The organism is Mycobacterium sp. (assembly GCF_049683355.1).
GTDB lineage: Bacteria > Actinomycetota > Actinomycetes > Mycobacteriales > Mycobacteriaceae > Mycobacterium.
The window spans coordinates 1-18,033 of the sequence record NZ_JBAUJB010000194.1; the positions used below are offsets into that span (position 1 = coordinate 1).

The following is an 18,033-nucleotide window of genomic DNA, read 5'->3' on the forward strand; positions in this document are numbered from 1 at the left end:
GGCCAAGGCCAAGACCGAGGCCCTCGCCGCCACCCGCCACCTCGACCTGGAAGCATTGCAACCGTCAATCAACCGATTGGCCAAGACGAAGTAGCGCAAGCCCCCCCACCCCCCACGCGCGCTCACCACGCGCGCTCACCATGCGTGAGGCGCCAGGCACCTACTTCGCGCTCACTTTTAGGTGAGGCACCTCGGGTCGTGGGCTGGAAAGTTGCTTCCGAGATGACCCGGCAGCTGGTGATCGATGCCATCAATCAGGCAATCGATGTTCGGAAGCGTTCTGGCACAGTCGATTAACGGGGATTATACATCATAGTGATGCGGGGGCCCAATATACCGCGGTGGCGTTTACCGAGAACCTCGCAGATGAAGATATCCTGCCCTCGATTGGGACCGTCGGCGATTCGACAATGCTCTGGCCGAGTCGGTCAACAGCAGCTACAAGAACGAACTCGTCGATAACGAGCCGCTCTACCCCGGGATGGCCGAGCTGTCGTTAGAGCACCTCGATGTCGCCGGTGTGCCCGGCGGCGATCGCCTGCTGCGGGTCGAGGAACCGCGAGATCGACGCGACCAACGGGGCCAGCGCGTCGCGGTCCACGGCCTCGGCGCGACCGAAGCTGTGGATCACCTTCGCCGAGGGCCCCCCGGTGACGGGATGGCGTTCGCTGTGCGCCAGCTGCAGATACGACACCGTCGACCCGTCGCGGTTGCGCCGCTTCGTCTCCCGCAGCTACACACCTACACCAATACCACGTATCCGCTGATCAGGTCCAGCGACACGCCCGAAATCGTGTGCCTACACAATTTCGTGGTTCGGCCGACCCCGCGAACCTCCTACCAGCACAAACGCGCGTCACTACCCCGATGAATGCCTACGAGCTCCGGAAGTCGGGTCAGTCCGCGCATTGTTGCAATAATTGACAACAAGGTACCGTGTCCCACATGGCAGGTAAGGCTTCCCCGACGATCCCGGCGCGCATGTTCGCCCAAGTGACTGAGCAGAACCGCTCATGGTGGCTAGACGGTGATGGTCAGCGCCTGCTCGCCGCGCACTGCGGTCGATGCGTGCTGTGGGTCCCCCCAACTGAGGCCGATTGTCCCGAATGTGGCGGCCAACTCGAACCGCGTCCGGTCTCAGGTGAGGGCACCGTCTACACCTACACCGTGAACTTTCACCCATTTAATCCCGAGGTGCCGCTACCGTACGTTATCGCCATCGTCGAGCTAATCGAGCAGGCCGGCCTTCGGATAGCTACGAATATTATTGACTGCGAACCGGACTCGGTCTACGTCGGCATGCCTGTTGAGGTGCAGTCCGAACGACACGACCGCGCGCAGGACACCGTGTACTTCCCCGTATTCGTCCCTCGCAGCAGGCAAGCCCATCAGCGTCGCCTGCCCGATGTGCCCGATGTGGTCGCCGGGGGAGTACCTGGTGATGCACCGCGCTGAGGTGGATCGCCCTGGATGTGTGGAGGCTCCATCAAACAACAACGGCGATTCCACCCTGCTCGGCCGTATCGTTTGCAGCCGCCTTTTCCAGAGATCAGCGACGTGGTGGAAGCAAAGTGTGGTTCCCCCGAAATCGTGGAGGGTTTCCTATGCCGCTTCCGGCTTGGTCTTGGATTGCCTGATCTCGTAGTTGACGGGCGAGAGCCCGTCGGCGGCACTGTGCCGGCGTTGGTGATTGTAGAAGGTGTAGCACCAGTCGATAACCGCAGCCTGCACATGAATACTATCACGTAAACGATTGCGGGACAACGCTTCCCATTCCAGCGAGGAGAAGAACGCCTCGGCAGCGGCATGGTCGAAACACGACCCGACCCGACCCATCGACTGCCGAATCCCCACTGCCAGCACAGCGTGGTGAACGCGTTTGCGGTATAGGTGCTACCGCGGTCGGTGTGGAATATGACCCGCTCGGACTGCTCATCGCGGCCAGCCCACGTGGCCGCCGCCGCGCGCGGCCACGGCCCATCTTGATGGCCGCGCACGCCAAGTCAGCATCCGGGTGCAGGCCCATCGCCGCCCCCAGCAGCCGGCGGCTATAGAGGTCGAGCACGGTCGCCAAATACAGTTTCTGCCCGGACTCAGTAGGGATCTCGGTCATGTCTTATGCCGACCTATGGAATATGCCGACGGTCGTTGCGATGGTGCAGGCCAACGGCGGTGCTGAGGTGCAAAAGGTCGGCATAGTCGTGGTCACGCTTCAGGCATGGAATTGTCTGGAGGTGAGGTCCGTGACGAAGAGATCGCCGACGGCCCGGTCGTATCCGGTTCGGGTCCCGCGGGTTCCGGTGGGTCCTTTGGCGCCGATGGTGCTGGGCCAGTGTTCGGGATGGTTGGCCGGGCTGGGCTATTCGCCGGGTTCGGCGGCGGGGGTCGTGAATGTGTTGGAACGACTGAGCTGGTGGATGCAGCTGGTGGGCGCCGAGGTCGATGACATCGACGAGGATCTGCTCGCGCGGTTCCTCACAGACGAGGGGTCCCGAGATCTTCCTCACCCCCGACCGGGCCGAGGAACTCCACTACGATCGAAAATTGCACCCTCAAACCGAGGAGGCAGTCAGATAACGGAGCCTCCGGACACGGGTCGGACCTTATTTGGTCCGCAGTCCGGAAAGTGGGAGGCACGCCACGCGGACGTCTTCAATCAGTAGGTGCTGTTTCTGGCTGTGATCGAGGGTGTCGATGTCCCGACTGATCCACCCCGGCTAACCGCTATCTGGAGACCTCGTTTCTGCCAGGCCGGGACTTCAACTCACCGGCTAATCTCAATAACAATCTCAGCCGCTTGAGCGAGCACTTGCGTTCCCCCGACTACCTGGCGATCGTCCTGCCCGGCGGGGCGTCTCTGCGGTGAACTTGTTCTCGCCGTCGGACTGCACGTCGAACAGGTCGAGCAGGCTCTGAACGGTCCAGGGCGTCGGCGCTGAGTCTGTGGTCATGGGAGGGAACAGTAACCCAGCTGCGACAAAAGCGGTAACGTCGTTACCGACATTCGTGCACAACCCCGGAAGGAGCCCATGGCGAAGCGCAGCGGTCGGCCGCCCGGCGGAGGAGCCCGCCCGGCGACGTCGGACGCAGTCGTCGACCTGGATCCGGAGTCGCGCCCGAAGAGGTTCATGAAGTCGGCGTTGGCGATTCTCGGTGAGACCGGCCGCACCGACTTCACCGTGCTGGAGGTCGTGGAACGGTCCAAGACCTCGCTGCGATCCTTCTACCAGCACTTCTCCACCAAGGACGAATTGCTGCTCGCGCTGGTCGACACGATCATGTCCGAGGCGACGCGCAAGTGGCGCGAAGACACGGCCGGCCTGCCTGCCGTCGATGCGCTGCGGATACTCATCGACCGCATCTGCACGCCGGCGGAAACGACGACACAGGACAAGGTCAACCGGGGCCTGACGTTCTACAACGACCGCTTGGCCGAGGCGTTGCCCAGCGAGTACGCGCGTGTGCTCGCCCCGGTGCACGAGCTGATCAAGGACATCATCCACAGCGGTATGGACGAGGGCACCTTCCGAACCGACATCGACATCGACGCGACCGCGGCGCTGATCATGCAGTCGGCGCTCGGCGCCATGCGGTTGCACGTCCTGGGCGCCGAGTTGAGCGGCGTGCCCGTCGACGCCGACCAGATCTATGACTTCTGCGTCAACGGCCTCACCGGTGGGCACAAACGCGCCTGACCTGCAGGGTCCAATGTGAAAAACACCTCAACCAGGCCTGCTGTTTTCGCTGGTCCAGACGTGGTAATGTCATTACCACCACAGCCCAAGCGAGACTTCCAGGAGGCGGAATATGAGCCGCGAACTCCCCTATCCGGTGTTCGATGCCGATAACCACTTCTACGAGCCCAAAGAGGCGCTGACGCAATTCCTGCCGGACCGCCGCAAGGGCGTCATCGACTACATCGACGTCCGCGGCCGCACCAAGATCATGGTCCGCAACGTCGTCAGCGATTACATCCCGAACCCGACGTTCGAGGTCGTCGCCCGCCCCGGTGCCCAGGAGGAGTACTTCCGGCACGGCAGCGGCGGCAAGAGCTACCGCGAGGTGATGGGCAAGCCCATGAAGGCGATTCCCGCCTTCCGTAACCCCGAGGCACGCCTCGAGGTCATGGACAGCCTCGCATTGGACTACACCCTGATGTTCCCGACGCTGGCCAGCCTGGTCGAAGCGCGACTCAAGGACGATCCCGACCTGATCCTCGACATCGTCCATGCGCTCAACCAGTGGATGTATGAGACCTGGCAGTTCACCTACGAAGACCGCATCTTCTCCACGCCAGTCATCAACCTGGGCAACGTCGACCGTGCCCTCGAAGAACTGGAGTGGTGCCTGGAGCGCGGCGCCAAGACCGTCCTGGTCCGACCCGCACCGGTGCCCGGCTACCGGGGCACTCGGTCCCTGGGCGTCGAGGAGTTCGACCCGTTCTGGGATGCGTGTGTCAAGGCCGGCATCCCGGTGTCGATGCACGCCTCGGACAGCGGGTACTCCGAGTACCTCAACGACTGGGAGCCCGGCGACGAGTTCAAGCCGTTCGCGCCGACGTCGTTCCGCATGGTCGCGATGGGCAAGCGGCCCATCGAAGACACCATGGCGGCTTTGGTCTGCCACGGCGCGCTGACTCGCAATCCGGATCTACGCGTGCTGTCGATCGAGAACGGCGCCGACTGGGTGCCCTACCTGTTCAAGCAATTCAAGAACGTCTACTCGAAGATGCCGCAGGGATTCCTGGAGGATCCGATCGAGGCGTTCCGTCGATGCATCTACGTCGCACCGTTCTGGGAGGACGACTTCGCCCAAATGGCCGAGCTGTGCGGCGTCGACCGCGTGATCTTCGGTTCCGACTGGCCCCACCCAGAGGGCCTGGCGCAGCCGACGCACCTGATCGACGATCTTTCCGGACTCGACGCCGAGGGGCAGCGCAAGGTCATGGGCGGCAACATGATCGATTTGTTCAAGATTCCGAACGAGGTCGTCCACAAGCCGGGTGTGCCAGCCATGGAATTCGCCTGACATCCAACGGTACCTATCGTGAATGTGCGTGTCGGTGCTCCGGCACGCACTTCGCGCGTCAGTGAAAGTGAGTCCGCGCCGTGACCGACGCCGCAAACCCAGAACGGCTGCTGTTCGTCTCGACAACTCAGTCGTTCCTCGAGAAGAGCGCCTCACTGGACCGGTTGCGTGAACTCCACGACGCCGGAACGTCGTTCGAAAGCGACTGGTGGCGGCGCGCCGCCGAACTCGGCTGGACCAGTCTGCTGGTGCCCGAGGAACTTGGCGGCGGCAGCGTGTCCGGCGACGGTGTCGCCGACCTCGCTCTGGTCGCGGAATTATCGGGCCGGTCCGTCGCACCGGGTCCGCTGCACCCGGTCAGCATCGTGCTGGCAGGTCTGGCCGAAGCGCCCGAGAACCACGAGCACACCATCGAATCCCTGATCTCGGGTGAGGTCGTGGCCTCGTGGGCGGTCTACGAACCCGGCAAGCAGTTCTCACCCCTCGATGCGGCAGTCACCGCGACGCGCACCGAGACCGGGTACCGCATCGACGGCGTGAAGGACCGTGTCGAGGCCGGCGCCGAGAGCGCAGTCCTGCTGGTGGTGGCAAACTGCGACGGCGCGGTGCGACAGTTCGTGGTCCCTACGGACGCATCCGGCGTCACCGTCGAATCGCAGCGGTCTATCGACATGGTGAAGACCTACGCCCGAGTGCATTTCGACGGCGTCGAGGTGGATGCCTCCGCGGTCGTCGGCTCCGCCGAGCAGACCCCGGCGCTCATCGCGCGCCAGAGCCAGATCGCCGCGATTCTCCAATGCGCCGAAATTGTGGGCATCTTGGAGACGGTGCTCGACTTCACCATCCAGTGGGGGTTCGACCGGCATTCGTTCGGCAGACCCATCGGCTCCTACCAGGCCCTCAAACACAAGTACGCCGATCTGAAGATCTGGTTCGAGTCGTGCCGGGCGACGACGAACGCCGCGGTGGTCGAGGTGGCCGCGCGTCCGGCCGGCGCCCAGATGGCGGTCAGCGTCGCGAAATCCTATGTGGGTGAACATGCTCCGGGCATGCTGCAGGACTGCATTCAGCTGCACGGCGGCATCGGTGTGACTTGGGAACACGATCTGCATATCTTCCTGCGCCGGGCAACGCTGTACCGCTCGATGTTCGGCACACCCGAGGATCACAACCTGCGCGTGTACGCGCTCACCAAGAACCTGGAGCATGCATCGTGACCGACACCGCATCGGCACCCGCCGCAACGACCGAGTCGGTCGAAGAGTTCGCAACGCGGGTCCGAACCTGGTTGGCCGAGAACATGCCGCCGATCGATCCCGCCAACCCGCCCGAGCACGACCGCGGCGAAGAGGAGCCATGGGATCGCGCCCGGGAGCTGCAAAAGAAACTGTATGAGGGCGGGTTCGCCGGAATCTGTTTCCCCCGCGAGTACGGCGGCCTCGGTCTCCCGATCGCCTATCAGAGGGCTTTCAACAACGAGTCACGCTGCTACGAACTGCCGGTCATTCTGAACACCCCGACCTTCACGATCTGCGCCGCGACCATCCTCGATACCGGGTCCGAAGAGCAGAAACTACAACACATCTCGGCCGCACTACGCGGTGACGAGGTGCTTGTGCAGCTGCTGTCGGAGCCCAGCGGCGGATCGGACCTCGCCGGGGTCATCACCCGCGCCGACCGCAAGGGCGACAAGTGGGTGATCAACGGCGCCAAGACCTGGAGCACCAGCGCGTTCGCCGCCGACTACGGGCTGATGCTGGCCCGCACCGACTGGGACGTCCCCAAGCACGAAGGCCTGACGATGTTCCTGGTGCCCATCAACAGCCCGGGCATCACGCTTCGGCGCATCAAACAGGTCAACGGCTCGGTCGAGTTCTGCGAGGAGTTCTTCGACAACCTCGAACTCACCGACGACGCCGTCGTCGGCGAGGTCAACGGCGGCTGGCACGTGGCGTCCCGGCAGCTGTACCACGAGCGCCGGGCCGTCGGCGGCGGTTCGGAGTTCGCGAGCGGCATCGGCGCCGAAGGCAAGTCCGCCGTACCGATCGACTACGTCGCGCTGCTGGAGGCGACCGGGCAGGCCGACAGCGAGCGGGCACAGGAGGCCGCAGGCCGCGCGTTGGTGCACCGTGCGGTACGCGAGCAGCTCATCGACCACGTGTATCACGGCGTCCTAGACGGCTCACTGCCACCTGCCGCAGGCTCGATCATCCGGGTCACCCACGCCGAGGTACATCATCTGGAGTTCGACACCGTGCTTTCGCTCACCGGGAGTGCCGGCGTCGTGGAAGTCGGAGACGACATGATCCGCTACGGCGAGCGCTACCTGTCGCGACAAGCGGGGGCGCTCGGCGGTGGCACCACCGAGATCGCGCGCAACATCATCGGCGAACGCGTGCTGGGCTTCCCGCGCGAGCACGCCGCCGACCGTGGCGTGCCGTTCAATCAGGTGAAACGCAACAAGGGCTGATATGTAGGTCAGTTTGTCAAGGGGCAGGGGGAAGCGCGGCCGCGACCGTCGTCGGGGCCGCCGCTTCGTTGACCAGATGGGTGTTGCTGCGGGTCACGCGTGTCGAGCGTAATCAGTTGTATGACAGTGTGATTGCCATAGCCCTATCGCGGGTCCCTCCAGGGCGCTTGCCGCCCGCAGCGTTGTTCATCTGGACAATTGGGTGGGTCAGTCGGGCATGACTGCCAGTGAGCAGCACCAGCCGGCCAGTTCTCGGGCGATCGCCACGTTGGCGATCACCGGGCGTTTCTGGCGGGCGTCGAAGCCGGCCCAGCGGGTATGCAGACGCCGGCTAGCCTCACTCAGGGCGTGGCGGCAGCGCGGCCAGCCACCCGTCGGCAACCAACTCCAGCAATTGTCCGTCGGGGTCGCGGATCATCGCCGACCCCGCCGCGACCGTCTCCTCCACGACCGAACCGCCGAACTCTGCAACCTTGCGCAAGATTGTCGCCAGATCCGACACCGACAGCGAAATATGGGTCAAACCAAGTTGATCCATCACTCGTTCAGCACCCCGACGTGGTTGGCGACCAGAGTAGTCGAGTAACTCAAGGACCAAGCCGTCGCGAACCAAGTAGGTAGCGTGCAATCCGACTGGCTGATCGAGCTGCAGTAGCTTCGCGGTGGGTTCCTCGGGTGGGTCCAACTCCCACCAGAACTTAAAGCCGAGGAGTTCCTTATAGAAGCGCCGAGATCTCGTGCGATCACCGACGCATATCCCGACGTGATTGAAAACAGTTCGGTGATCGGTCATCTAGGCCTTCCTAGCGAGTGAGATTCGTGGACCATCACGTCTGACCTGGGCGGTCACGCCTGCGAGGAACCCATGCGCCACGGCGATCCAAGCAGGGCGGGCAGACTGCCCGCGACCGTCAATCTTGGCAACTTTCAAAGACTATCCGCCCATGTGATCACTGCGAGGCGCTACAACGACAGAATCGTCGCTGAGGCGGTACCCGGGGCACCGTAGACCTGGGCCAGCCCGACGCGCGGACTGCCCGGAATCTGGCGTGCACCTGCGTCGCCACGAAGCTGGCGCACAAGCTCGTGCACCTGACGCAATCCGGAGGCACCGATCGGCTCTCCATTTGCGATTAGCCCACCGTCAGTATTGATGGGAAGGGATCCGCCGATCTCAGTGGCACCGACGGCGACCAGCCTCTCCTGATCCCCGTCCGCGCACAAACCGGTCTCGGCCATGTGAATCACCTCAGCGCCTGCGTCGGTATCCTGCAGTTGGGCGACGTCAACGTCCTCGGGTCCGATGCCTGCTGCCTCATACGCGGCGCGAGCGGCGTAGACGGTCGGCGAAAAGTCCTCGTCGATCGGCGCAGAAGTGGCGTGCACTTCGTATGCGCCGTAGGTGCGAGTGCGTATCTCGCTGGCGCGCACGTAGACCGGTTTGTCGGTGTAACGGCGTGCGATATCGGCGCGGCACATAATGATCGCGGCCGCACCTTCGTCCGGCGCGCAGAACATGTATTGCGTCAGCGGATAGTTCAGCACCTTCGAGTTGAGGATCTCGTCTTCGGAAATTGCGTTCCGGCGGAAGGCATTCGGGTTGAGTGAACCGTTGCGAAAATTCTTCGCCGCGACCTTGGCAAGCGTCGGTTGCGAGATGTTGTGTTTGTGGAGGTAATAGTTGGCCTTCATGCCGAAGAACTTGGTAGTCACAAACTGCCCGTTTTCCGCGTACCACCGCGGAAGCCCAAGGGTTGCCGGCTCGTCGGTGAACGCTCCGCGCGGGTGCTTGTCCATACCGATCGCGATACCGATATCGTACTTGCCGAGCCTAATGGTATCGGCTGTCTGCGCGATGGCACTGGCGGAGGTCGCGCACGCATTGAACACGTTGGTAAATGTGATACCTGTGAGACCCACCAACCGGGTGACCGCGTCGGGGTTGGACACCTCGTGACTGCCGCCGAAGCCGAACTGAATGTCTGGCCATTCGACGCCGGCATCGGCAAGCGCGGCGTCAATGGCCTCAGCACTCATCTCCATGGCGGTCTTGTCGAACCGGCCGAAAGGGTGCAAGCCCACGCCGATGATGGCGACCGAATCTCTCAACCCCGGCATCGATGACCTCCTTTAATCACGTTTGTCAGCGCTCTCCAGGCTGATCTGAGAACTCACCGACCTGCATGACGTTATCAGGCTTTCATGTAACATCTTTCATGTCACACATGGTTGGACTGTGCCCCAACGACGTCGTCATCGGAACTTCGCGTCGTCAACCTAGAACCGCCTTCTACAGCCAAAACGGCTACTCATAGTCAGCTTCGACGGACTCGCTCCCTGTGACATGCCGACGGAAGGGGTTGGGGCGTCAGCGACCACTGAGGCAAGCAGTCGACAAGCTCGAATTTTCGGTTTACATTATTGCCATGGTTTGTCACACTCGAAATCCAGAGGGGACCGGCCTGGTGGGCTATCGCAACTTCGGACGGATCGGCGTCAAGCAGCCGGCTGAGCCTGGCCCGGCGGCTCTGGTACGCAGTCTCGACCCGGTGACTTGCTGTTCGCTTACCGTCGTTTGCGTAGACGTCGCGTCTACCGTCCGCGCGGCCGGCGGATGGTTGTTCGACCGTGCGCGGGCTGGCTGGCGCGTCACTGCGTGGGCACCTGCCGGAAGCGACGTCACGCCACTGCGGATTCTCGGCGTCGAGACCACTTTTTTCTTCGAAGCAGAACTTGAGCCGTCGCTATTCACGCCGATGCCCGCATCCCTGGCTGTCGCAGCCGAATTACTCACGTCGTCCAGTCCCCTCAATGCTCGCGCACAAGCCCTCAGCCGGCGCGGGATGGAGGTCGTTGTCTGGGGCGACGAAGCGTTCACATCCGGGCAGACCTTCGAGCAAGCAAGGCATCGACTCAGTGCGGCCGCTTCAGCTTTCAAGGCTCGTGCACTTCGTTCCGCCTCATCGGTTGCGACCGAGGATTCCGCCGAGCTTTTCCGCACGTGTGGCTCTTGGTACGCGATCGAGCACGGTGTTGATCTTGAACGTGTCTAAACGACCCCCTGGCGCGAACGCCAGACGATTTAAGGCGCGATGCAATCGCGCCCGGCTAGCGGTGGCTTCGCCGCGACTGCGCTTAAGCCGCCGATACATGAAACCGTGAGTAAGTCGCTCCGGTGGCGATTGTGTCGGTCGTCAGCACGACACCTCGTGCCGCCGGCCAAAGCAAACGCGATTGACATAGCCGCGCCCAGTTTAAGGACCAACACTGCGATAGGTCGTGCGCAGACGGGTCCCGCTGCAACCGGCGTGTGACGAAGGAGTTTGGAGCCTGCATGGCCGATCGAACGCTCGATCATGGCGGTAGTCGCCGGAACCTTTCACGGCACGTCCATGGCCTCCACCTAAGCGGCCTCTTGTCGGCACGGTGAACGCCGCCGATTACCGCTGTCCGCGAAGTGAAGTTCCACAGTCTGCCAAGAAGACGGAGGAGTTTACATTCTAGAGATATTTTGTAACATAGGAATGATGGCTGTCCGGAGGGGGTGCCATGGCCTTCGACCCTGAAGCAGTGCGCGCCAAGTACCTCGCTGAGCGCGACAAGCGCCTCGTCCCCGGCCGTGCGGCCATCCGCGATCTCGCCCATGACGAGCGCCTCGCCGGACACCGGGCCGACCCCTTCACGCCCCGCATCGACCGCGAGCCCGTCGTCGACGACCCAGACGTCGTGATCGTCGGCGGAGGGATCGCCGGACTCCTCGCGGGCGCTCACCTCCGCAAGACCGGTGTCGAGCGAATTCGGATCGTCGACCAGGCCGGCGGAGTGGGCGGCACGTGGTACTGGAACCGGTATCCGGGCGTGATGTGCGACGTTGAGTCTTACCAGTATCTTCCGATGCTCGAGGAACTCGACTACATCCCCACCCGGCGCTATGCCTTCGGCGAGGAGATCCGACAGCACCTTCAGGCGGTCGCAGCTCGATTCGACCTGGTGTCCGACGCCCTGTTCCACACCGGGGTCACCCGGGCGGTGTGGGACGACGACGCCGGCCGGTGGACAGTGCACACCGATCGCGGCGACGAATTGTCGTGCCGCTACTACGTGCTGGCAGTGGGGATCCTCAACCTCATGAAGTTGCCCGTGATCCCGGGCATGGACGACTTCGCCGGCAGGGCGTTTCACACGGCGCGGTGGGACTACGGCTACACCGGCGGCGCGCCAGGAGAAGCGCTCACCCGCCTCGGTGACAAGGCCGTCGCGCTGATCGGTACGGGAGCAAGCGGGCTGCAGGCCCTTCCGCCGCTGGCTGAGTCGGCCAGGCACGTCTACGTGTTCCAGCGCACGCCATCGGCGATCGGGGTCCGCGGCAACCGACCCACCGATCCGTCGTTCCCAGAGGGGTTGGCGCCGGGCTGGCAGAAGGAGCGGATGGACAACTTCCAGTCGATCATGCTGGGCCGCTCCGTCGAGACCGACCTCACAGACGACGGTTGGACCCATCACTACGCCGCAGTACACAACCCGCCGCGCCGCAAGGGCATGAGCACCGAGGAGTTCATGCGGACAGCCGAGGAACTCGATTACCAAATCATGGAGGAACACCGCCAGCGGATCGATCAACTGGTCACTAATCCCGACGCGGCGGCCGCGCTCAAGCCGTACTACCGGTATCTCTGCAAGCGCCCGTGCTTCCACGACGAGTATTACGACGCGTTCAACCGCCCCAACGTCACCCTTATCGACTGCCCCACCGGAGTTGAGCGGATCACCCAGTCGGGACCGGTCATCGACGGTCGACAATACGACGTCGACTCCATCATCTACGCCACCGGTTTCGAGGCCGAGATGACGCCGCTTCAGCGTCGCGTCGGCCACGACATCGTCGGGCGAGGCGGCATCACGCTCGCCGAGAAATGGGCCGACGGCGCCGCCAGCCTGTTCGGCATGATGAGCCGCGGCTTTCCCAACATGTTCGTGATGCCCGCCCCAGGGCAGCAGTCGGTCGTCACGGTCAACTACACCCAGATCGCCGTATTGGGTGCCGAGTTCATCTCCGGCACCGTGGCACTGCTCGAGAAGCAGGGGATTGGCGTGTTCGACGTGAACGCGGAGGCCGAAGCCGATTGGACGCAGCAGATCGTCGACAGCTATATAGACCCCAGCGCCGTGATGTCAGCTTGTACGCCGTCGCGCATCAACAACGAGGGCGATCCAGGTGGCGTGAAGGCACGCAACACGAACTACGGTCGCGGATTCGGGGACTATTTCGCCTACCGCGACCTGCTCGAGGATTGGTTGGCCTCAGGGGAATTAGACGGGCTGGAGTTGGCGTGACTGCACGGCAGCGCGTGGTCGTCGTTACTGGGGGCGGTGGGGGCATCGGCGCCGCCATCGCCGAATCAGTTGGCAGCACCGGTGCTTTCGTGGTCACTCTCGATCCGCTGGTTTCGGTCGACGGCTTCCAGCGCCTCCCCCCATCCGAGCAGACGACCGCCGGTCGCATTGTGGCAGCGGGCGGCGCCGCGCGGGCCTCCGAGGTATCTGTCACTGACGCGGCGGCGGTTAGGCGATTGTTCGCCGAACTCGCCGACGAGTTCGGCGGGCTCGACGCCGTGGTCAACGTTGCCGGCATCAGCCGTCCGACCGGCTTCGCGACGGGCAGCGCCGACGACTGGCGCAGCGTGCTCGACGTACACCTCGACGGCTACCGCAACGTCCTGGCCGCCGCACTGCCGCTGATGGCGGCGGCCGGGCGGGGCCACATCCTCGGGGTCACCTCAGGATCGGGCTGGCGTGCCGCCGATGCCGGTGCCTACGGCTGCGCCAAGCGCGCAGTGGCCTCGCTCACGTGGCAACTCGGCAGGAACGCTCCCGAGGGCGTCATCGTCAACGCGATCTCCCCGATCGCGGCGACCCGGATGGTCGCCGCTGCGCAGGGCCGCACACAGCCGACTCGTCCGTCGGCCACGGGCGGGCTCTCACTGGGCTCGATGCCCGCACCCGAACACCTGGGCCCCCTCGGCGCGCACCTGGTAGGAGACACCTTCAAGGCGTGCCACGGCCGAGTCCTTTTCGCCGGCGGATCCGAGGTCGCGGTGATCGACGAGCCACGGCTGGTGGAGGTCATTCGCAGCAGCGACGTGCCAGCCCTGGCCCACTTGCTTCAAGCCGCGACGGTGGCCGCCCTGGCCCCCGCCGAGGCGCACCAGATCAGCGGTGGCGGCAGCAACGCCCGCTTCGGATCAATCTTCGACCAATCTCCCGCCGACGAGCTTGCGCCCACTGCCGCACGTTCGTGCGCAGTGGTCGCTGATCTACCTGAAGTGGCGAAGGCCGTGTCGGCCGCGCTGGAAGCGAGGAGCGTGCAATGCCAGTCGGTCGCCGTCCCGGCTGAACTGAACGATGTCGACGCCCTCGACGCCGTGGTCGTCGCTATATCAGGACCTGACGCAAGCCGCGCGGCGTCCGGCTGGGAGCGCATCGTCGATGAACATCAGGGCATCGTCGAGCTGATCGATACGGACGCTCAATGGACAAGGGCCGTCGCCCAGGTGGCCGCGACTGCTGACCGACCCATCCGCCTCGTGACCGTCACCGACGGCACCAACTCGGGCGGCCGCAGCCGAGCACAAGCGTCAGCCCAGTTGGCGCGCGCCGGTAAGAAGGCAACCCACGGTCGGGTCCTGCCTTTCGCCATTAGCGCAGAATCCAAAGACTGCCCTGCTGAGTTGATGGCACATCTGGTCTGTAGCCCCGACGCCGCCGACCTCGCCGGTGCGGAATTAGTTTCGAGCGAGGGCTGGTTCGGACTGCGCGTTCACCCGCGGCCCATCGGCAGCATCAGCTTCGGCGGGCCGGTGGTGCCCCCCTGGTTTGACGAGGCAATCCGAGAGATCGTGCAGCCGGGATGACGCCTAAGCCTCCCCGCATCGTCGACGCGCATGTGCACCTATGGGACCCGGCCCGCACCGACTGGTATCCGTACCTGACTGCAGGGCAAGCGAAACTGAACATGGGCGACGTCTCGGGCATGTCGCGTCGCTTCGACGCTGCCGCCTACCTTGAGGAAAGCTCAGGGTGGAACGTCGAGAAGCTGGTGAATGTTGCCGCCGCCACGGGCAAGCACTCCATCGATGAGACCCTCGAACTCGACCGGCGAGCGGCGGCGGACGGCCAACCCAGCGCCATAATCGGCGGCTTGCCACACCTCAATTCGACGGTCGACGCGATAACTGCCATCGATCTACAGCTGGCGGCGCCCCGTTTCCGGGGTGTTCGTCCGATGGGGGTGTCCGAAGCCTCGCTTCCAGCGTCCGATGTGCTTCGCGCGCTTGCCGAGCGCGGACTCGTATACGAGGTGATGACCCATCCCGATCAACTCGCTTCGACCGCCCGAGGACTGGAGGCTCACGGTGACCTCACTGTGGTCATCGAGCACACGGGCTGGCCGCGCAACGACTCCGACGAAGAACGCACCCTCTGGAAGACAGGTATCGACGCCTTGGCGAGCCTCGGCGACAACGTGTTGTGCAAGCTCTCCGGCCTAGCCATGCCGTTGGGGTCACTGTCTGTCGAAGTCATGGCCCCCTGGCTCGAGTACGCCATCGACGCATTCGGCACCGACCGATGCATGTTCGCAAGCAATTTCCCGGTTGATGGGATGCACGGCACCTTGGACCAACTTTGGACCACATACTCGACGATCACCGCCAGCCTTTCCGCCGACGATCGCTACAAGTTGTTTGCCGGCACCGCCGAGCGCGTTTACCGCTGTTAGCGACTCGTGTCAGCGACTCGACCGGCTGGCGATGGAAAGTCGCCATACATGACAGATGGGCGCATGTCGAACCAGACGGTCGTCATCTCCGATACGTTCCGAAGTGGGGTCACGAGATCAACCGTGCCGGAGACCGTTTGAGTCACCCGCCTATTCGGTCGACGGCCGTTGCACTTTGGGCCTGCTGCATCACACGCTGCAACTGGCCGAAGGCATCGATTGCGCTGTGCAGAGCAAGCCCACTGTCGGCCAAAATTGTCTGACTGGTGACCCATAGCATGCCCACAACCGCGACGATGGCCTCGGCGACATCGTCGGCCTCACCGAGTGGACCAAGCGTCGACCCGCTCCGCCAGACCCTCGACCCAGTCCCGAAGTTGCTCCAGTGTGGCAAGCATCGAGTTGCGGGTCACACCCGGGCCGACCGAATTGACCTGGACGGCGGTTGCGTGTCGTTTGCCAGGGTGATGGGACCACTGTGGCGCGTTATCGAGGATGCTCGTCGGGGCGGTCTGGGTCAAGTGCGCCGGTGCAGGAACCGGTCTGCGCGGCGGAACAGGTGCAGACTGTCGTGGTCGTCGCTGAAGAGTTGGATGCGGGTGCCGTCGGATCGCAGCTTGGCGGTGGCCAGCAACGCCTGCTCGGCGTGTTCGTCGCGGGCGGCGATGTAGTGCATCGTCATGGTGGGGGTGGCGTGCCCGGCATAGCGCTGCAGCACGTGAATCGGCAGACCGAGTTCGGCCAGCCGGGTTTAGCCGGGTGTGGCGGAAGCGGTGGGGTGTGGCTCAACCGCACGGCGTGGCCCTTGGCGTCGGTGATCTGAACGAGGTCGCTGAGGGTGCGCAGCACCCAGTTGTAGGTGCCTGCCGGATAGGGTTTGTCGCCGCGGCGGTTGCCCAGACGCCGCGCGAACAGATACCGCCTGCTGCCGTCGGGATGCTGGGTTTGCAGCCAACGGTGTTGTTCGGCAATGACTTCGGTGACCTCGCGGTCAACGAGGATGGTGTCGGGTGCGACGTCGATCTTGCTTTGTGCATAGCGGAACCTGGTCAGCGTTTGGTCGTCGCCCTTGGCTGCTGCGGTGGTGGCGGGGGCAGCCGAAAGGCAGTCGAAGTCGCAGGTGCGGATCTCGCTGGCCCGCCGGCCGGTGAGGATCTGCAGCAGGATCATCCGCATCGCTTGCGGGTCGTCGAGCCCGTTGGCGGTGAGGGTGGTGCCGTCGCCGCGGGTGATGGTCATCTGTTCGGTGCGAGGCAACCCGATCAGCGGCAGCGCCGCAGTGATCTGCGCAAGTGCGTGATCGTCGATGTAGTTTGCGTCGTTGAAACCCCGTTGATGCGGTATCCGGGTGACCCGGCCGAACCAGCTGGAGGCGTGTGCTGCGCTCACTCGCTGCCACGGTGTTGGACGTCGCTGAGTATGCAGATGATGCCGTCACTGTCGATGAAGACGTGATTTCGGGTGTTCGTCTGCGCGGTGACGGGGTGTTCGTCACGGTGACGCGGTCGTCGTCGTGGTGACGGCTGTGCTCGGGCACGCCGACGACGGCCCCCGAGGGGGCGGGGGCTCGCGAGTGGGATCAGCCGGGTGGCGCGAGAAGTCGTCCGCGGGTGTAGAGGCCGATCAGGGTCCACGGCGGGTCGCTGATGCCGTATCGGCGGTACTCCCAGTGCGCGGCTGCCGCGAGGATCGACAACGCGTAATGCAGCATGGTGCCGGTGCGGCGCAGCGTGGTGAATGTGTCAGGGTCCAGCGCCAGCAGCCGTTGCGTCCCGTCGTGGTAGATGCGCTCCAGATGGGCCGGCGGTAGGCGGCGAAGCCAGCGCCGCACCGTGGACACTGGCCGGTCGATCGTGGCCGCGATACGCCGGTGTCGGAGCCCTTTTGCTTTGTGCAGCAACGCTGTTCCGATCACGGCGGTGGTGTCGGCGTGTCGTGGTTGCAGCGCAGCGGGCAGCACGATGTGCGTCGTTGAGCACGACGAGCATCGGGTGCGGCGGGGCTGCACCGTAACCGTGGTGCCGGCAAGATCGCGCACGCTGCGCCGTCGACCGTATCCCCAGGGGGTCAGCTGGCCGGTGGCGCAGTGCGGGCAGCGCAGCTCGCCGTTGATGAGCAGTTGTTCGGCCAGTTCGGTAGAGCGGGCGACGATCACCGCAGAGCCAGTCCATGACACATCAGCCTTACCTATCACCCACGGGCGGGCATAGGGGTCAGTTCGTGTTGGGCCACGCCAGATTTGGGCCGGTCGCCGTCACCGACCATGACGACAAGAGTCATCCTCAGCGAGCCGAGGTCGGATGGGATCGTCGGCGGGCTGACCGGCGGCCAGGCCCATCGTGGGCGCGGTGATGATGCAGATGACCATCATCCCCGGCATCGATCATCGCTAGGGCCAATGACGAACACCGCCGCCGTGGTCGTTACACAGGGAGACGGTCAACACCACGGTTCGGCGTGGGAACAGTTGATGGCGTTCGAGGAGCAGATCACCGCGTTGGTGGCCCGCTCCGTGGCCATGCGGGCGCACCGGGCGGACCGCCTCGGCCACCGCCCCAATCAACTCGTCATCAACTGCGCTGACATCGTCGTCACGGCACAAACCGGCCGCTTGCGCGGCCTCCACGTCGCGGCGCACGGTTTTGCGGTCCAGGCCGCAATGCGCGGCGATCCTGCGGTACCCCGGTGCCGGCAGCCCCGCCACCCCCAACCACACTCTGAGCACTTCCCTGATCTCATTCACACTGACCTCCCTAAA

13 protein-coding genes and 7 pseudogenes are annotated in these 18,033 nt (G+C 64.1%); 10 read left to right on the forward strand and 10 right to left on the reverse strand.

The annotated features are described in order from the left end of the window. Positions 1-186: 186 nt before the first annotated feature. Positions 187-499: pseudogene (locus WA944_RS11475) on the forward strand (hypothetical protein); the annotation flags it as partial. Here WA944_RS11475 and WA944_RS11480 read toward each other — a convergent pair. Further along, positions 500-733 (reverse strand): annotated as a pseudogene (locus WA944_RS11480) (IS1634 family transposase N-terminal domain-related protein); the annotation flags it as partial. It lies immediately after the preceding pseudogene. A 248-nt stretch (positions 734-981) separates the two neighbouring features. Between WA944_RS11480 and WA944_RS11485 the strand changes: the two are divergent. Next, positions 982-1,380: pseudogene (locus WA944_RS11485) on the forward strand (Zn-ribbon domain-containing OB-fold protein); the annotation flags it as partial. Positions 1,381-1,602: 222 nt separating this feature from the next. On the opposite strand, the pseudogene WA944_RS11490 reads toward WA944_RS11485, so the two are convergent. Together WA944_RS11490 and WA944_RS11495 are read right to left on the reverse strand one after the other, a co-directional pair. Further along, positions 1,603-2,116: pseudogene (locus WA944_RS11490) on the reverse strand (DDE-type integrase/transposase/recombinase); the annotation flags it as partial. A gap of 678 nt (positions 2,117-2,794) precedes the next feature. After that, positions 2,795-2,951: pseudogene (locus tag WA944_RS11495) on the reverse strand (thioesterase family protein); the annotation flags it as partial. A 78-nt stretch (positions 2,952-3,029) separates the two neighbouring features. Between WA944_RS11495 and WA944_RS11500 the strand changes: the two are divergent. The 4 genes from WA944_RS11500 (at position 3,030) to WA944_RS11515 (ending at position 7,498) form a co-directional block, all read left to right on the forward strand. Continuing rightward, a complete protein-coding gene (locus tag WA944_RS11500) occupies positions 3,030-3,695 on the forward strand; it encodes a TetR/AcrR family transcriptional regulator (protein WP_526374291.1) in 666 nt (221 codons plus the stop codon). Positions 3,696-3,807: 112 nt separating this feature from the next. Then, entirely contained in the window at positions 3,808-5,028 is a 1,221-nt protein-coding gene (locus tag WA944_RS11505) for an amidohydrolase family protein (protein ID WP_526609699.1), read from the forward strand. Positions 5,029-5,108: 80 nt separating this feature from the next. Further along, positions 5,109-6,245 carry an acyl-CoA dehydrogenase family protein gene (locus tag WA944_RS11510; protein ID WP_526374293.1) on the forward strand — a complete coding sequence of 379 codons (1,137 nt, stop codon included), beginning with the start codon at positions 5,109-5,111 and terminating at the stop codon, positions 6,243-6,245. Further along, entirely contained in the window at positions 6,242-7,498 is a 1,257-nt protein-coding gene (locus tag WA944_RS11515; protein ID WP_526374294.1) for an acyl-CoA dehydrogenase family protein, read from the forward strand. The genes WA944_RS11510 and WA944_RS11515 overlap by 4 nt, the downstream gene beginning before the upstream one ends. A 207-nt stretch (positions 7,499-7,705) precedes the next feature. On the opposite strand, the pseudogene WA944_RS11520 reads toward WA944_RS11515, so the two are convergent. The 3 genes and pseudogenes from WA944_RS11520 to WA944_RS11530 all read right to left on the reverse strand — a co-directional run. Further along, positions 7,706-7,834: pseudogene (locus tag WA944_RS11520) on the reverse strand (IS110 family RNA-guided transposase); the annotation flags it as partial. A gap of 1 nt (position 7,835) precedes the next feature. Further along, positions 7,836-8,291, reverse strand: a complete 456-nt coding sequence (locus WA944_RS11525) for a VOC family protein (protein ID WP_526374295.1) — start codon at positions 8,289-8,291, stop codon at positions 7,836-7,838. Between the two features lie 170 nt (positions 8,292-8,461). After that, the gene (locus tag WA944_RS11530) at positions 8,462-9,607 is read right to left on the reverse strand and encodes a thiolase family protein (RefSeq protein ID WP_526374303.1); all 1,146 of its coding nucleotides are present in this window, start codon (positions 9,605-9,607) and stop codon (positions 8,462-8,464) included. Between the two features lie 356 nt (positions 9,608-9,963). Here WA944_RS11530 and WA944_RS11535 point away from each other — a divergent pair, with 356 nt between their 5' ends. From WA944_RS11535 to WA944_RS11550, 4 genes are all read left to right on the forward strand, one after another. Then, the gene (locus WA944_RS11535; RefSeq protein WP_526374296.1) at positions 9,964-10,551 is read left to right on the forward strand and encodes a hypothetical protein; all 588 of its coding nucleotides are present in this window, start codon (positions 9,964-9,966) and stop codon (positions 10,549-10,551) included. Positions 10,552-11,047: 496 nt separating this feature from the next. Continuing rightward, positions 11,048-12,832 carry a flavin-containing monooxygenase gene (locus tag WA944_RS11540; protein WP_526374297.1) on the forward strand — a complete coding sequence of 595 codons (1,785 nt, stop codon included), beginning with the start codon at positions 11,048-11,050 and terminating at the stop codon, positions 12,830-12,832. Next, complete coding sequence (locus tag WA944_RS11545) at positions 12,829-14,409, forward strand: SDR family NAD(P)-dependent oxidoreductase (protein WP_526374298.1); 1,581 nt, start codon at positions 12,829-12,831, stop codon at positions 14,407-14,409. The genes WA944_RS11540 and WA944_RS11545 overlap by 4 nt, the downstream gene beginning before the upstream one ends. Next, entirely contained in the window at positions 14,406-15,275 is an 870-nt protein-coding gene (locus tag WA944_RS11550; RefSeq protein WP_526374299.1) for an amidohydrolase family protein, read from the forward strand. The genes WA944_RS11545 and WA944_RS11550 overlap by 4 nt, the downstream gene beginning before the upstream one ends. 517 nt (positions 15,276-15,792) lie before the next feature. On the opposite strand, the gene WA944_RS11555 is transcribed toward WA944_RS11550, so the two are convergent. The 4 genes and pseudogenes from WA944_RS11555 to WA944_RS11570 all read right to left on the reverse strand — a co-directional run. Then, positions 15,793-15,957 carry a hypothetical protein gene (locus WA944_RS11555; RefSeq protein WP_526374300.1) on the reverse strand — a complete coding sequence of 55 codons (165 nt, stop codon included), beginning with the start codon at positions 15,955-15,957 and terminating at the stop codon, positions 15,793-15,795. Continuing rightward, complete coding sequence (locus WA944_RS11560; RefSeq protein ID WP_526374301.1) at positions 15,954-16,664, reverse strand: site-specific integrase; 711 nt, start codon at positions 16,662-16,664, stop codon at positions 15,954-15,956. The genes WA944_RS11555 and WA944_RS11560 overlap by 4 nt, the downstream gene beginning before the upstream one ends. 190 nt (positions 16,665-16,854) lie before the next feature. Beyond that, positions 16,855-17,430: a DUF6431 domain-containing protein gene (locus tag WA944_RS11565; RefSeq protein WP_526646969.1), complete on the reverse strand. Its 576-nt coding sequence runs from the start codon at positions 17,428-17,430 to the stop codon at positions 16,855-16,857. Positions 17,431-17,664: 234 nt separating this feature from the next. Next, positions 17,665-18,033 (reverse strand): annotated as a pseudogene (locus tag WA944_RS11570) (IS21 family transposase); the annotation flags it as partial.